Below are 16454 nucleotides of genomic sequence, written 5' to 3' on the forward strand. Positions count from 1 at the left end.
CCTGCTGGTCCTGGCTAGTTTCAGATGTTGTAGAATTTTCCGCTGAATCTTCACTTTCACCGATAGCTGAAGCGCCCTTAGGATCTGTGTGATCTGCAACTAGATCCGCTGCAGTTGTCTTCATTGCTGCAGCAGCTGCAGCATTATCTTCCAGATGGTCATCTTCCGGTGCAGAATCACCGCTGTGAATAAACTTGCTCATTTCCTAACCCCCTGTTTACTGTCGGTATACAAACCAGTCGAACAAAGAACCCGCAACCTTCCCACTCACCATCGCCATTAACAGACCGAATAGATAATGTGTCATATTTAAGCGTTTAGCGAGTATCGGCAGCACATTTAATACCTCGGTCAATGCTGCAGCGAGCATCCCGACAAAAATCCCATCAAATAGTCCTACACCAAGTTCAACTAGAGGACCTGAGGTAATTTTCCAATTCCAAAAATCACTAACAGTACCTACTAAAGATCCACCTACCATCGCGCCTTCATACCAATGAACTTTATCGTAAGAAGAGGTTAATTGCGCCAGACGCGGCACCATATCCAGCACAACAAATAGAGCGATCACTCCACCGCCTACAGCAATACCACCCGCAATGCCCAGCAGCAAATTTAGTCCCAGTGCTATGGGTGCCGTCATCTTCAGTCCTCCCTATTCTCAGATTGGTTTTCACTGCGGCGCCTCATCTTGCTGTATTCCTCATTGATGACATATTGGTCGATGTTCTTCTGATACAGATACATTTCCACTTCCAGCGGAGTAGGCTCCTCATTCCACTTCTTTTTAAATAAATGGTTGAAAAAAATGACCATCCCAAACCCGATGCCCAGAGAATAAGCAATCTGAAATATATAGGGATGCTCATCCCGATGACCCGTTAGCATCTCCACAATTCGAATTTGTACCTCCAGCATATTTACATCAGCATGAAAGTTCATAATCGTCAGAGCAGACCCAAAGAAAAGCAGCAGCCACACTAAAACAAACATCGCCACCGAAGGTTTCCGTCTCTCCACCTGACTCTCAATCTGCACAATCGTCCTCCCTTCACCGATCGGTTCAATGTCCGCATTCGGTATAAGTTCATATATCCGGGGGATAACCATCAACAGATCAATCAAAATCAGATTGCCGTCACTTTGCTCCGGCTTCATTAAGAGAATTGTCTCCAACGACTCTTTCAGCTCAGGCTCCGCTATCAAAAAAGCAATATCACCCAACGTGACACCTTTACCCTTGGGAACCATCACCCGATTTTTAAGCTGTATATAGATGGTGGGAGCAGAATGTTGTTTCATCCGCATTCCTCCTAAAGGTTATGGTGAAGCTCAGGTCCAAGATAACGGTAGTATGGGAGTAAAGCCTTATTTTTACTCTTGCTGCTCTGAATCAATTTCTTGAAATACTGAAATGTTGCTTGTTTATAGGTATCAGGAAAGGCTAACCCTTCTTCTGGAAATTAAAAAGAAGACAGCTCAAGGTAATTAACCTTAAGCTGTCTTCTTGTTTCAATCCTAAATACGTCAGAATTCGAGCGAATCCAATTTCCCTCCCGCAAAATCAAACAGGGTCAGATTGGACCAACCATTCTCATGTCCAACGGACCATTCCTTTTGCGAAGGAACCCAGGCTGGCTCCCAATAATAAAACCCGATACCTTTACCGTTAGGTATACTCTCAATTACACTAATAAAATCTTTCATATACTTAGTCTGTCCCTCTACTGTAGCCGGATAACCTTCATGCAGCTGCTTTTCCTCACTTACTATTAAGGGGAAACCTTCAGGTGCATTCAGCGTCCAAGGATAAGCTGTTTCAACAACAATAATATCCTTATTGTACCGCACCGCCAATTCATTCAGGTTAGATCGCAAGTCATCCAGCGTGCCGTGCCACCAAGAATAAAAAGATAATCCGATCACATCAAAATTTACGCCATGCTCGAAAAACCGATCATAAAAGTTACGGCTGGCTGGATGATCAGCACCACGGTCAATATGGATCATGATGGACAAATCAGAAGCAACAGCTTTTGCGCCCGCTATTCCTGCTTGAACCAGTGTAATGAACTGTTCCCACTGCTCCGTAGTATCCCACTCACCATCCACCTTGCCTTCATTCCATAACATGCCTGGAGTAATCTCATTACCGATCTGCACCATGTCGGGCATTGTGCCTTGAGATTGCAAAAGCTCAAGAACCTCACGAGTATACTCATACACGGCTGATGTTAAACCCGTAAAATCAAGGTTCTCCCAAGCTTTTGGCTTCGATTGATTAGCAGGATCTGCCCATTTATCCGAATAATGAAAATCCAGCAGAAAGTTAAGTCCTGCTTCTTTAATTCGCTTAGCCATAATCAGCGTACGTTCTAGATTGCAGAAGCCGCCCGGAGGATCATTCCAAATCCGCAGCCGGATGGCATTCACGCCATTGTCTTTCAGAATGTAGAGCAAATCCTCAGCGTTCTCAACGGACTCTTCAGCACCGCTGTAATACGCTCCTCCACCCTGCTCAATTTCATCCAGAAACGAGATATCCATTCCATTGATAAATGTGGTTGTCATCATTGCTACTCCTTTACAGAACCAAGTGTCATCCCTTTAACAAAATATTTTTGCAGGAAAGGATATACGATCAAAATTGGAGCGGCTCCGATAAATATTTGCGCGGCTCTCACCGTCGTCTGCGAGATCAGCTCCATTTCCTTTGGATTGATGCTCATGGAGCTCATATCCCGTTGAATGATAACCGTCTGCAGGAATGTCGCCAGTGGAAATTGCTTGGAATTATTCAAATACAATAGTCCATCGAACCAGGAGTTCCAATGGAATACCATGCTGAACAAGGCAATCGTAGCGATCGACGGCAGAGAAATCGGCAAGTAAATACTGAACAAAGTACGGAAATGTCCGGCTCCGTCTATTAGCGAGGCCTCCTCCAGATCTTTTGGAATACCACGGAAGAAGTTCAGCATCAGAATCACCAAGAACGTATTTACCGCACCTGGCAGAACAAGTACCCAGAAGGAATCCATCAAACCAATCTTTTGAATCACAATGTAAAATGGAATCAAGCCGCCGTTGAACACCATACTGAAAACGAACAACCAAGAGTAAACATTACGGCCCTTGAAGGCTGAGTTTTCTTTGGATAACGGATAGGCTGCCAAAAAAGTAATTAAAAGTGTAAGTCCAGTCCCGAGTATGGTTCTTTGAACAGATACCCAGATGGAGTGTAGAAAGATCGGATTGTTTATTGTCTTTTTATAAGCTTCCAGAGAGAACTGCTTTGGCCATAACCCTACCAAATTGGCATCCGCTGCCGACTTCGCGCTAAAGGATACAGCCAGCACGTGAATCAAAGGTACAATACACATCAGTGCGAGCAGGATTAGAAAGCAAGTATTAAACACGTTGAATATACGATAACCTCTTGTTTTGTAATACATAAGATGTCTCCCTCTTCCTTTGGTAGATTAGAAAATGCGATATCCTGCCCACTTCTTAGCCAAACTGTACGAGACGAGAATTAGGATCATACTAATGGCCGACTTAAACAGTCCGATTGCCGTACCAAAGCCCATCTCACCATTCAGAATAGCCGTGCGGTACACGAAGGTATCAATAATATCGCCTTTCTGATAGACCAGTGGATTGTAGAGGTTAAAAATCTGGTCAAACCCTGCGTTCAATACATTTCCGAGAGCCAAGGTACCTACCACCACAACCATTGGCAATAGAGATGGCATTGTGATAAAACGTGTCTGCTTCCAGCGGTTAGCGCCGTCTATTTCAGCAGCTTCATATAATGATGGATTGATTCCTGCTAGAGCAGCTAAGAAAACGATCGTATTATAACCAAATTCCTTCCACACATCTGTGAGAATAACTGTGAACCGGAACCAGTTGTTATCCCCTAAGAAAAAGATTGGTTTGAAGCCCATGCTGCCTAAGATCTGATTGACAAAACCATCTGTAGCAAGCAAATCCAGCAAGATCCCGCCGAGAATAACCCAAGATAAAAAGTGAGGCAAGTATACCAGTGTCTGAATAGTACGCTGTATGTATACCTTGCGAATCTCATTTAACAAAATGGCGAATACAAACGGTACAGCCAGATTGAAAATCATTTTTAGAACAGCAATAATCAATGTATTCCAAATGACCTGCATACTGTCATTACGTTCAAATAGATAACGGAAATTGTCCAATCCAACCCATGCCGAGCCTGAAATTTTCAGCCATGGCTTATAATCCTGAAATGCCATCACAATTCCGCCCATTGGAATAAAGCTGAAGATGATCAGGAATATCATCGCTGGCAATAACATCAAGTGAAAAGGCCATGTTTTTTTTAGTGTTCTCATCCTTGGTCCCCCATATCGTGTCAAGTTCTTCTGTAACCATACTCAAATTATAGCAACGCCCGAATTCCTCAAATAGCGGGCAAAACCAATATATATGGTACAAAAGCAATCTCTTTATCACATTGAAAAAAGAGGACTTCAAACGCAAACAGGGACCCTCCCTAAAGCCTAATGCTACGGCTGAAGAGACGGTCCCGTTTACTCCTTTTTACCTAGTCAAACTAAATCCAAACCTTATTTTACGCTGTCATACCATTCGTTAACTTCTTTAGTGATTTGATCGCCACCACCTGATTTCCAGGTTGCTACAAAGGAATCAAATGCATCCAGCGGTTTGTTGCCATAGATAATTTCATTAAACGTTTGGTTCTCAATTTTGTTCAGATAGTCCATCTTCGATTTCATAGTTTCGGTCGTAGGACCTGTGAACATATTCTTAAAGGATTTATCCTCTTGCGCCAGCAGAACTTTGGCAGCCGCAGGGGTATCTTTACCATAATTCACAGCTACGTCCTTCTCCAGACGGGTTGTTGGCTCTGCGCCATCTGCCAGGTTAAGGAGTGCTTTCATTTGGGCATCCGGGATCCGGGCACCGTCACGAACCAGCATATAACGAACACTATTCACATAACCGCCAGCAATTTTATCATTTTCGATCATCTTGCCGTTCGCGTCCAGCTCATAGTCATATCCTGCAAAAAGACCGTTATCCAGTTCACTGCCTGGCGTTGGATTAGCAAAGTTATCGAACAGATAGTTTTGATAAGTAAAGAAGGCTTCTGGATTTTTCATTTTCGTGCTGATCAAAGTTACACCGTTAGTGAATTGTGTGCCATGACGCATAACCTTTCCATCCGGTCCCGCTGGAATTTCAATTGGAGCCCATACTGCATCTGGAGAGTTCTTCACGGTATCCTGAAGCGGCCAGCCGCTCATCCAGTAAGGACCCGGGAGAATCCCTGCTGTACCTGCAACTGCTGGTTCGGCAGTTTTGTTCTCATCCCAAAGAGCTGCTTCCTGAGGAATATAACCTTTCGCCAACCATTCCTTCAGTTTTTCAAGCCCTTGCTTCATGCCAGCATTTACTGAGCCGTATTCTAGTTTACCATCAGCATCTAGATTCCATTGCTGTGGCAAGGTTCCGTAAGCACCAAAGATCCAAGATGGATCGCCCATCCAAGTGTTCATCGTTGTTTTGAAGCCGATACTAAGTGGAGTTACCTTGTCTGGTGCCAAACCATCAGGGTTCTGATTCTTGAACGCATCCATCACTTTTTCCAGCTCATCGATCGTCTTAGGGGCTTGCATATTCAGCTTATCCAGCCAATCTTGGCGGATCCACAGAATGTAATCATGGTTATATGCATAATCGAGAACAGGCAGGCCCATTCTTTTGCCATCACGGCTGTATTGGTTCCAAACGTTAGGATCCTGTGCCATCGCTTCTTTCCAAGTATCTGAAGCATATTTATCAAACAAAGTTCCTACATCTGCATACATGCCGGAATCGATCAAATCCTGTGCAATCGTGTTGTCGGCTGTACCGATGGTTACGACATCAGGCATGTCCTGACCTGAAGACATGGATAAACGCAGCTTCGTACCAAATGCGCCGTTCGTATCTGTGATGGACCAAAGGGACTTAATATTGATGCCGAATTTTTCTTTAGCCCATTTTGTAGCCACGTTATTCTCAATGCTTTCACCGTTTTTGAATTTAAGCTCAGGGTCCACGCCCCATGCGGTTGTAAATGTCACCTCAGGATCGTATTTATCCTTGTAGGCGTTTTCAGAATTGGAAGCTGTATTTGCAGTCGCTTCACCAGCTGCTTTATCTCCAGCAGTGTCTTTACTATTAGCAGCGTTATTGCCTGAACAGCCCGCAAGGCTACCCGCCAAAAGCATGCTCATGCACAGGAGCGGCAGCCATCTTTTTCTCTTCATCGCGCTCATTTTGTTCCCCCTTGGATTCCATAAGTGTTGGTTACATTTTAATTATAGGGAACGACGCTGAGCCCGAATACGTCATTTAAACAAGGTTTCTGCACCTTTCTCAACCTCTATCCGTCCCGGAATTCATTTGGTGTCATATTGTAGTGTTTTTTGAACATCTTACTGAAATATTGCGGATTCTGATATCCAAGCTCAGAGGTAATTTCATAGATTTTTTTATTCGTATTTTTAAGCAGATAAAGTGCCCGTTCCATCCGCATCCGAATAATATAGTCCCCTAGTCCTTCCCCAGTCTCAGCTTTATAAATCTTGGACAAGTAGACTGGATGCAAATATACATGATCGGCAATGGTTTTGACGGACAGCTCATGCCCCGAATGGTTTCCTACCAGCTCATGCACCTGCTTGATAATATAACTTTTCGTATTCTGATCGCTTTCGGATAGCTCCTTCTGAAGCTTATCGAGCATATCAAACGCCCAATCTTTAAGCTTATCAAAAGAAACAATAATACTCTGCGTCAACAACGGATCTAAAGCGTATTGGTCGATCTTGGAGATGAACTGACCACTCTTATGCGCTATATACATAAATGCATTCGTTATCGATAGAAAGACCTCATACAGATGTTCACTGGAAAACCGTGCATTCTCCATATCCCGGAACACGTCAGCAATTTTTTGCCTTGCTGTATCCCATTGTTTAGATTCCAGCAGATGAATGAGTGTAGGTGGACGATAAAGACATTCGAGCGATTTGATGCTGATCGTCTCCTGATGCTGGCGGTCATCCAAAAACAGCACGGAGCTGGATTCATCATGTGCTGCCAAATACATCGAGCTAAGACCGCTTCTATAGGCAGCCGTCATCCCCTCCGGAAAGGTGAACCACTCTGTTACAATCAGTGAAATCTCACCCTTGAGGTAATTGCTTACACTAATTCGGAAATTCGCGATCACCGCTTTTAGGATTTGCTGCCTTGCAGCTTCATAGTTAGCCATTTGCTCCAATTCCTGCTGTACTGCCGGCTTTAATTCAACAAGCAGAATCAAGCAATCATGCGGCGCTTTGCAGAACCAGACATGGAACTGTTCCTTAAAAAGCTCCTCGGCAATGTTGCCGATCGCATATTCCATGAGAGAGACCGAATGATGATCCATTGCGGCATAATGTTTACCCAGCTGAATCAGCAGCATCGCCGCTTCAGCATCCGGCTGGAAGGAGATTTCATATTCCTTCAGCTTAATGGCTAGTGTCCGCTCAGACAGCACCCTGCCGAGAAGCAATTCATGCATCAGATTAGCCCGCAAAACACTGTAATCGGCTTTGCGATTATACAGCAGCAAATGATATCTATCATGAGCTTCCCATTCGTCTTTCAAAGATTCAATCGCACTGGATACGCTTTTGATAAACTCATCATCACTTACCGGCTTCAAAATATAATCAAATGCCTGCAGTTGAATAGCTTTTTTCGCATATTGAAAATCGGAATAACCTGTCAATAAAATGGACCGAATATTTGGCCATTTCTCGCTCACGGCTTCAATTAATTGCAGGCCAGTCATTCCTGGCATTGAAATATCCGTAACCATAATATCTATAGCCTGCTGTTCCATAATTTGCAGAGCTTCAGCACCCGATGCCGCTTGATGCACCTGCTTTACCCCGATTTCAGCCCATGGAATAGTACGGGCTAAACTTTCCGTAACATAGGGCTCATCATCAACTAACAACAGCTCTATCATTCTTTCCCCTCCTAGATGTCATTCCATTTCATTGTCTGTGTAGGGCAGCAACCACTGCAGTGTCACCTGTAATCCTCCACGGAGAAGGCGAGATGCGCAAGCCAGACGTCTCCCCAAAACGCAGCCGCATTCTCTGATGCACATTCCATAAACCGCAGCCCATTTCTTCATCCATCGCCCTGCTTAGTTTATTTTCCAGTTCTATAATTTCCTCTGGCGTCATGCCCTGACCATCATCTTCAACCGTAAGCGTCATTTCTCTGCCTGCACATGAACCCGTAATCCGCACCAGTCCCTCTTTGGCGACGGGCTCAATTCCATGTATAACCGCATTCTCCACCAAAGGCTGCAGCACGAGCGGCGGAAGCTCTCTTTTGCGCATTTGCGGTGGGATATTGATCTCATAACGAAGTCTGCTCATCCTCATCTTCTGGATCTCCAGATAATGATTCACAAATTCCACCTCTTCAGACAGCGCAACCAAATCACGTTCCTGACGAGTGGTGTATCTGTAATATCGGGACAAACTATGCGACATCCCAACGACTGCCCCCATATTATCGAGCTTCGCCATACTTGTAATAAAGGAGAAGCAATTATAGAAAAAATGTGGATTTATCTGTGATTGAAGCTGCTTTAAGCGGGCTTCGCGAACATGGATTTTCTCCATCAGCACATTCTCGATCAGCATCTGAATCTGTTCTACCATACTGTTAAACCGGCCGGACAGGAAGCTGAATTCATTCTTCCCTTTAATCTCCACTCGCGCAGAATAATCCCCTTGCTTCAACCGTTGAAAGCCTCCCACCAATAACCTTATAGGCACCTGCACTTGAACATATAATAGATAGGCTACGAGACAGCTCATTAACAACAAAGCACTGATCGCAAAATAAAATAAACGATTAGAGGTCAGGATCGGATGTAGGATTTCAGTCAGCGGCATATAGTCGATCAAATACCAGCCCATTTTGTCCGAATAGACGATATTTACACTGTAGGATTCACCTTCTATTTTGACCGTGCGATTCTCACTAGGCTTCAGCTGGGTCTCTTCCAGCCTGTCTACCAATTCTTTAGCTAACACCTTGTCGGCACTGCGGTTAAAAATAAGTCCTGTTCCCTGCTTATAATAAAAAGGATCTCTTCTGCCATCACTTTTGAATTTATCCAGCATATCTTCTATGTTCCGGCTGTCGAACTCTACCTTCATAACCGTTTTGACTTTTTCCGGAGCGAATTCTGACATAAAGGGTGTAAAAGAAAACCATGAGAATACGAAGCGGTCACCCTCCTGCCCTTCGATTTTCTCCACATGCCAGCCCGACTTCACTTCCCGCTTCAGATCCTCATCTTCGTATAACTTCGCATCATTTTCAGACACCATACGATGAATGGACGGGGAGTATAAATATAGCTTACTCTTCCAATTGGAGGAGCTTTCTTGAATGCTGATTTTGGTCTGAATCCGTTTGATCAGGTTTATCGTATCCAGATTCAAACGCCCTTTTTCCAGATAAGTATCCTTAAGGCTGAGGATATCAGGATCATGGATCAGCAGAATCGGCCACGAGGACAATAACTCCATATTACTTTCTACCTGATTCTGAAAAAAACTAAGCTGATTATTATTCGAAGTATTTAACTCCGTACGCAGCACATCCGTGGTCGTTTTATTGGAATAGAAGTAAAGGATGGTTATCGGGATCAGCATAATGACCATGATACTCACGATTTTGGTAAATAAATTATATCTATACACGTTCCTTCACTCTCCGGCTCAAATGTCATAGCCCCTATTGTACAAACAATCCCTACTTGCGAAAAGATAAATATCTAAAAAATGTGGTAAAGACAGGCCCTAACTGCCTTTTCGAGCACAGTTATTGCCTGTCTGCCTATTATTGCTGCAAAAGATTGAGTATGATGTAAGCCGCTTCAGCGCGTGTTGTATGGGCTTGCGGGCGGAAATTTCCATCTTCGAATCCATTGATAATCCCAGCCTGCGCAAGCGCTGTTATCCCTTCACTGGCATACAACGAGATCAGGTCTTTATCTTTAAAAGAAATAACGTTCACATCTTTCTGACCGTTCACTTTCTCCGCCAGCTTAAGCGCACGGTATGAAATAACTGCCATTTCTTCACGGGACAATTTATCATTCGGGCAAAAAGTGCCATCCGCATGTCCTTGTACAACACCCAATTTCCCAGCAGTATTCACAGCAGAGCTATACCACGCATCAAGGTTCACATCTTTAAAACTGCCTGTCCCTCTTTCTGCATTTAGCTCCAGCGCGGGCAGCAGCATGCTGACAAATTCAGCACGTGTAACCTCCCCTTGCCGATTAAAGATCCCGTTTCCTATTCCTTGCACGATCCCTTTAGCCGTCAAGGATTCAATCGCTAACGTGGCCCAATCTGCTGCTTTTAAATCTGTGTACCCCACCTCTGCGTACCCCGCAGCATAAATGCTGAAATGACTTGGATTAAACACAATCTGTTCCGCGGTTGGGTTGTACCGCACAGCTTTGATAACTTCGAGTTTTCCATCAGCAAGTATCGAATAAACAGCAATCCGCTGGCTCTGCTCCCCGAGCTTCAGCTTGTAGTGGAAGGCTACCGATATTGCTCCTTTTTTGAAAACATCGATAGAAGTCCCGTCTACTGACACATGGATGTTATAGGCCGGATAGTCTTTTGCTCCAGTTGCCAATGGTGAAGGCAAGGTTGGCGTAGCTACCTGAACCAGTGAGAGCGTTAGTTCCTTAGCTCCCGTCTTTATAATTCCTGCACTAGCTTCCGTAGAAACCGTAACAGAGGCCGTCCCATATACAATTACTATTTGAGGATGTTTGCCCTGCTCTAGTATAGAACTCAACGGAAGATGAACGACTGCTCCCTTAAGCTCTCCCGTCGATGGCAGAACAGAAATAACCAGTTTTCCATCCGCCGGAAGCCTCGACAACGCCTTATTGATATCCTCTATACTTAGCGTGATCTCAGCTATGCCGGAAATTCCTGCTTGTGCCTTCACCTGAAGTTGTCCTGCCGTTGTATGTTCGACCACTGCTTTATTTGCTGAATTTACAACGCTTGAATCTCTAACGGTGATGATAGGATCAGGATTAACCCCTGTTCCGGGTTCCTCACCAGTGCCGGGATTTCCTCCCGTTCCAGGTTCTTCACCAGTGCCGGGATTTCCTCCCGTTCCGGGTTCCTCGCCAGTGCCGGAATTCCCTCCCGTTCCGGGTTCCTCGCCAGTGCCGGGATTTCCTCCCGTTCCGGGTTCCCCACCAGTGCCAGGATTCCCTCCCGTTCCGGGTTCCCCACCAGTGCCAGGATTCCCTCCCGTTCCGGGTTCCTCTTCGCTCCCCTCACCGGCCACCGGGGTTTTGAAGACATTTAATGAAGAGAGTGCATTCCCTGCAAAATCGAACATTGCCTGATTCTCCCAAGCATTTCCTTCGCCTACCTTCCAGCCTACACCTTGCACTGGAATCCAAGCTGGTTCCCAATAGAACAAGCCTGTTCCTTTACCATCGGGTACTTTGGACAATACATTCATTACTGTTTTGACCTCCGCCATTTGACCTGCAACCGTAGCTGGGAAGCCACTGCCGTCCAGCTGATCTTGGCGGGCGATGTTATTCTCAAAATTGTCGCCGTCCTCCAGCGTGTAAGGATACGCGGTTTCCGTCACAATCACTTCTTTACCATATCGTTTAGAGATATCGTCCAAGTTAAACTGCAGGCTATCCATCGTTCCGCTCCAATACGGATAAAAGGACGCGCCGATCACATCATAATCAAGATTCCGCTGCGTTAATTCGTCAAAGAACCAACGAAACATATCATTTTTGCCACCTTCAGCAAGATGGATCATAATTTTGATATCCTGACCTGCACCCTCGCTGTCTCTAACTCCCTTCACTCCGCTCTCCAGAAGCGGAACAACCTTCTCAAAAGCATTCTCTTGATCATAGGATTTGCCGTCAGGCCATAACAAGCCCCCATTAATCTCATTTCCGATTTGGACCATATCGGGTGAAGCTCCCTTTTCCTTTAGCTCATCCATAACATCTTTGGTATAGTCATATACCGCTTGCTTCAATTCATCATAGGAGTAATCCGCCCATGCTCCCGGCTTGTTTTGCTTTCCGGGATCAGCCCAGAAATCAGAGTAGTGGAAATCAAGCAACAGCTTAAAGCCTTTGGCTTTGACACGCTGCGCCATTTCCACAACATGCTCACGGTCATTATAGCCGCCAGCTTCCTGAGGATCATTCCATAAACGCAGCCGAATGTAATTTACACCCCGGCTTTTAAGAATATCCAGCAAATCCTTTTCTACTCCATTGTCGTAATACTTTCCACCGGCATCCTCAATCGCTTCCAGTGTGGAAATGTCCGCACCTTTTATGAACCCGGATTGCAGCACAAGCGGAGTAACCTGAATATCAGCTGTGGGTTGTAGGTCTGTCCCTGCAACTTTCCCCATTACGCTGTAAGTTCCTTCAACCGCGTACTCCGCTTCAGTAAGGTCATCCCAGGTTACAGGCAGCTGTTTGCTTGACCCATCTTCGTATATAGCCGTTACCGCTGATGGCAATAAAGCAGGCACATCCGTAATTGTGCTGACATTTATACTCTCAAATCCAACAATAGGCGTGCTGCTGTCACCTACTACCGTTACCTTCGCCACTGCCTTCTGCACAGTACCTGAGATAGAACCGCTTACTGTAAAGGTTCCGGGACGGGAATACTCTGCTGGCGGGATCACATCCCAAGCAACCTGAGCATCCTCCGTGTCAGAATTGCTATATACCACAGTTACAACACTTGGAAGCTCAGGGGCTTGCCCAATTTCCGTGTTCAACCGTACTGGCAGAACAGTTTGTATTTCACCCTGTGCCGGCTCATGCGGCGCGCTGGCTGCGGGAACACCCCAGACCTTCAGATCATTAATGGCTGCCCATTTTCCGCCGTTGATGCCGGTCAGGTTGACCCTTACATAAGAAACATTCCGCAGCTTAAAAGCATTGTACTGAGTTTGCTCTACACTGCTGCTCTGACTTTTGTTTACAACTGTTGTCCATACCTTATGATCACGTGATACTTCAATCGTATATTGATTAATGTAACTCCATGCATTCCAGATGACGGTTGCACCTGACAAATCATATGCACCTTGCAGATCTACTTCCAGCCAATGAGGAAAGCTCCCGTCATTCGCCGTCCAATGTGTGTTCCATTCATCGGAATCTACTGCGTTACCCGCTTCATATCCTGCAAGCTCACTATCGGATATAGCAGGCTTTCCTAGGGCAATATTCTCATCTCCTGCCGCTTGAGCAGACTGCCCAAACGTAAAAGGGGCAATAAGAAAGGTCAGAATCATAAATAATACAAATGATTTCTTCAATGTCTGCTTCCTCCTAAATAATTTAATCATGGATTATGTACTCAGCAGCACAGTCATTTTGTGCACTCCCTAATTGTAAACGCTTTATTAACTCTGCTATATGTTACGTTAGAAACATTTCAGCAGTTTTTGCAGTCGATTTGATCTAAGCAAGGAGTAAAATCACATACAAAAAAAGATGATCCGAAAGCCATACGGCTTCGAATCATCTTTATATAGGTAGAACCATTCCACTTCAATCTGCTCAGAGCGTTTGTGGTTTGGACTGTTGATTAGATAAAAAGAATAAAGCGACCCAGATCAAGGCAAATCCGAGAATCTGCGGGATAGTGACCAGCTGTTGGAACACGATCCAGTTAATGATTACTCCCGTCATAGGAAAGCTGAGTTCAGCCAATGTGGCGAAGGAAGCTTTCGTCGTGCTAAGTCCTTTGTAATACAACAACATACTAAGAAGTCCTGGCAGCAAAGCTTGCAGCAATAGATTAACCGCAATAGCTGCCGATGCACCAAACCCGCCATGAATCTGCCACGGGGCACCTTCTAGCGTAGTGATAACAAAAAGTAAAGGAAGCGCAAGGATAAACCGCAGCGAAGTCACTGTCTCATATTTCATAGAACCGAGCAGATAACGTCCCATGACTGTCGATCCCCCCCACAGTGCAGCTGCTCCCAAGGCCATCAGACTGCTAACCCCAATAAAGTTATTCACATGTCCGAAAGGGATACTCCAGCCAAAGGTCAGCAGATAGGTTCCTACCAGCGCCAACACAATGAGTGGTCCGAAATTTTTTGGCAAACGTTCTTTAAGAATTAAAGCAGCGAGACCGATAGCGAATATTGGCTGAAGCTTCTGCAGTAACAGCACCGCATTCAAATCCCCACTGGAAAGTGCCATCGTAAATAGGATCGTCGCCCCGGCAGAGCCTCCCCATGAAACAATCAATAAAGCACCAATCTGGCGAAATCCAATTCCTTTAAGCTCCGCCCGGTGACGCCAAAGAACAGGTGAAGCAGCCAAGAAAAGCACCACATGCTCCAGAAGAACAATTTGCGATGAGGTTAAGGATTTTAACAGGATGATACGAAAGAGCGGATCAACGCCCCATAATGCTGCACCAATCACAACGAGCCAAAATCCACTGCGTAGCGTTGATGTACTGCCAACCTTAGATGATGATGAAGCTGTAACATTACTCATAATTTCCTTCTCCTTGTCGATACAAACCCTCGATAAGAGACCAAAAACCCCCGAATTACCAAAAAGGTAAACTCGGGGGCATTATCAATAAAGACGTACAAGGATAGACTCCTAGCGTCTTTATCTTATGATCCTCTCCCATCCGGACTTTACCGTCGGCTCTGGATTTACACCAGATCAGTCACTTCTCTGCAAGCAGAACAAGTGAGTCGCGGGCTCAGTTCGCTTTGAACATTACCGCCGGTCGGGAATTTCACCCTACCCCGAGAATCTTGTATTCCGTTGTTTTTTTCACAATCTCAGAATAAACCTCTTCTTGCCATTCGTCCAGTACTTTATGAAAATGTACACATTACTTTCATGTTTCGCAGCATTTTATTACATGTTTATTCGTAATTGTTCTACTGCTTCATCCAAAAAACTTCTGTATAATGAAATTATGTTGATTTTTCCATAGTTTAGTAATCATGTCGAGGAGGTTGTTATGAAAGAAGCATTCTGGACGAAATTATTGTTCTCCATTTTTGCCGTTGGAGGAATAGCTTTTTTAGGATTCATAGGTGCTATAATTACTGCGCTTTACGGAGGACTGCTGTTTTATACCCCACTTGTGGCGATCTTAGCGATCGTATTAGCCATCTATGTTGTACTCATCATATTTAATGTGTTGTCCCGAAGAACAAGCAATATTGTATTGTTATCTATCCTCGGACTTAGTTTGCTCGCGACCGCAGGATATGAGATCAAGCAAGCGTACGTCAACAGAATTGCCATGGTCGATGATCGGGAGGTTAATCTGCTACAGTATGAACCCTTTGCTGAAAAGACCAAAGCAGTGAATCTGGACGAGCCTTCTTCCTATCATATCGATAGCGATCTTCCAAGATTGGACGGCGCAACCGCACTTTATCCACTGTATTCAGCTTTCGTTCAATCTACTTATCCTGAGGGTTATTATAATCCGTATGATTTTCAAACAAGTCAAGTAATTTGCAGCAGCACGCCTGAAGCTTACAAGAGATTAATTGAAGGAGAAACCGATATTATATTTGTAGCGGCTCCGTCAATTGCACAACAAAAAGAAGCTAAAAGAAAAGGTGTCGAACTGAAGCTTACGCCGATCGGCCGCGAGGCCTTCGTATTTTTTGTAAACAAACGAAACGACGTAACCGGACTTTCCACCGCTCAACTTAAAGATATTTACGCAGGCAAGATCACAAATTGGAAAGATGTAGGCGGAGCTAATAACCGAATCCGTGCTTTTCAACGACCTGAAGATAGCGGAAGCCAGACGATGTTGCAAAAGTTTATGAAGGACACTCCACTCATGAAGCCGCCTCAAGAAGACGTAGCGGATATTATGAGCGGTATCATTCAACAAACCTCCAGCTATCGCAACTATAAAAATGCACTGGGCTACAGCTTCTTATTTTACGCCTCAGAAATGAATCGAAACGGGGAAATAGCCCTGCTGGCCATCGATGGTATTCAACCAGACAAGGAAAGTATTCGTAGTGGACAGTACCCTTTGGCAACAGAATTTTATGCAGTGACCGCGGGAAGCGACAACCCTAATATTCAGCCCTTTCTGGATTGGATTCAATCTGCTCAAGGTCAGAAATTGGTAGAGAAAACAGGTTATACATCGTTAAAATAAAATCTCTCTAGCAAATGAGAGCTATCCCAAATGTTTGGGAAGGCTCTTTTTCTATTTTTATACCGAAAATTTTCCTTTTTATCTGTTGTAGAGCGCAAC

11 protein-coding genes and 1 riboswitch are annotated in these 16454 nt (G+C 44.7%); of the genes, 1 reads left to right on the forward strand and 10 read right to left on the reverse strand.

Going from position 1 to position 16454, the window contains the following annotated elements; genetic code table 11:
* Positions 1 to 217: 217 nt before the first annotated feature.
* The 10 genes from NST58_RS22500 to NST58_RS22545 all read right to left on the reverse strand — a co-directional run bounded on the left by NST58_RS22500 (position 218) and on the right by NST58_RS22545 (position 14698).
* Complete coding sequence (locus NST58_RS22500; RefSeq protein ID WP_036676132.1) at positions 218 to 643, reverse strand: stage V sporulation protein AB; 426 nt, start codon at positions 641 to 643, stop codon at positions 218 to 220.
* A 2-nt stretch (positions 644 to 645) separates the two neighbouring features.
* A complete protein-coding gene (locus tag NST58_RS22505) occupies positions 646 to 1302 on the reverse strand; it encodes a stage V sporulation protein AA (RefSeq protein WP_076127430.1) in 657 nt (218 codons plus the stop codon).
* 225 nt (positions 1303 to 1527) lie between these two features.
* Complete coding sequence (locus tag NST58_RS22510; protein ID WP_339244245.1) at positions 1528 to 2574, reverse strand: arabinogalactan endo-1,4-beta-galactosidase; 1047 nt, start codon at positions 2572 to 2574, stop codon at positions 1528 to 1530.
* A 2-nt stretch (positions 2575 to 2576) separates the two neighbouring features.
* The gene (locus tag NST58_RS22515) at positions 2577 to 3455 is read right to left on the reverse strand and encodes a carbohydrate ABC transporter permease (RefSeq protein ID WP_036676128.1); all 879 of its coding nucleotides are present in this window, start codon (positions 3453 to 3455) and stop codon (positions 2577 to 2579) included.
* 27 nt (positions 3456 to 3482) lie between these two features.
* Entirely contained in the window at positions 3483 to 4373 is an 891-nt protein-coding gene (locus NST58_RS22520; RefSeq protein WP_036676126.1) for an ABC transporter permease subunit, read from the reverse strand.
* Between the two features lie 234 nt (positions 4374 to 4607).
* A complete protein-coding gene (locus tag NST58_RS22525; protein ID WP_076127426.1) occupies positions 4608 to 6326 on the reverse strand; it encodes an extracellular solute-binding protein in 1719 nt (572 codons plus the stop codon).
* Positions 6327 to 6433: 107 nt separating this feature from the next.
* A complete protein-coding gene (locus NST58_RS22530; RefSeq protein WP_076127424.1) occupies positions 6434 to 8074 on the reverse strand; it encodes a response regulator in 1641 nt (546 codons plus the stop codon).
* 28 nt (positions 8075 to 8102) lie between these two features.
* Positions 8103 to 9836, reverse strand: a complete 1734-nt coding sequence (locus NST58_RS22535) for a histidine kinase (RefSeq protein ID WP_339244248.1) — start codon at positions 9834 to 9836, stop codon at positions 8103 to 8105.
* 139 nt (positions 9837 to 9975) lie between these two features.
* Complete coding sequence (locus NST58_RS22540; protein WP_339244250.1) at positions 9976 to 13497, reverse strand: glycosyl hydrolase 53 family protein; 3522 nt, start codon at positions 13495 to 13497, stop codon at positions 9976 to 9978.
* Between the two features lie 244 nt (positions 13498 to 13741).
* Positions 13742 to 14698 carry a DMT family transporter gene (locus NST58_RS22545; protein WP_076219781.1) on the reverse strand — a complete coding sequence of 319 codons (957 nt, stop codon included), beginning with the start codon at positions 14696 to 14698 and terminating at the stop codon, positions 13742 to 13744.
* Positions 14699 to 14824: 126 nt separating this feature from the next.
* A riboswitch (FMN riboswitch) is annotated at positions 14825 to 14973 on the reverse strand.
* A 209-nt stretch (positions 14974 to 15182) separates the two neighbouring features.
* Between NST58_RS22545 and NST58_RS22550 the strand changes: the two genes are divergently transcribed.
* Positions 15183 to 16355, forward strand: a complete 1173-nt coding sequence (locus tag NST58_RS22550; RefSeq protein WP_339244252.1) for a substrate-binding domain-containing protein — start codon at positions 15183 to 15185, stop codon at positions 16353 to 16355.
* Positions 16356 to 16454 lie beyond the last annotated feature (99 nt).

It is taken from the genome of Paenibacillus sp. FSL R10-2796 (genome assembly GCF_037965315.1).
GTDB lineage: Bacteria > Bacillota > Bacilli > Paenibacillales > Paenibacillaceae > Paenibacillus_AQ > Paenibacillus_AQ odorifer.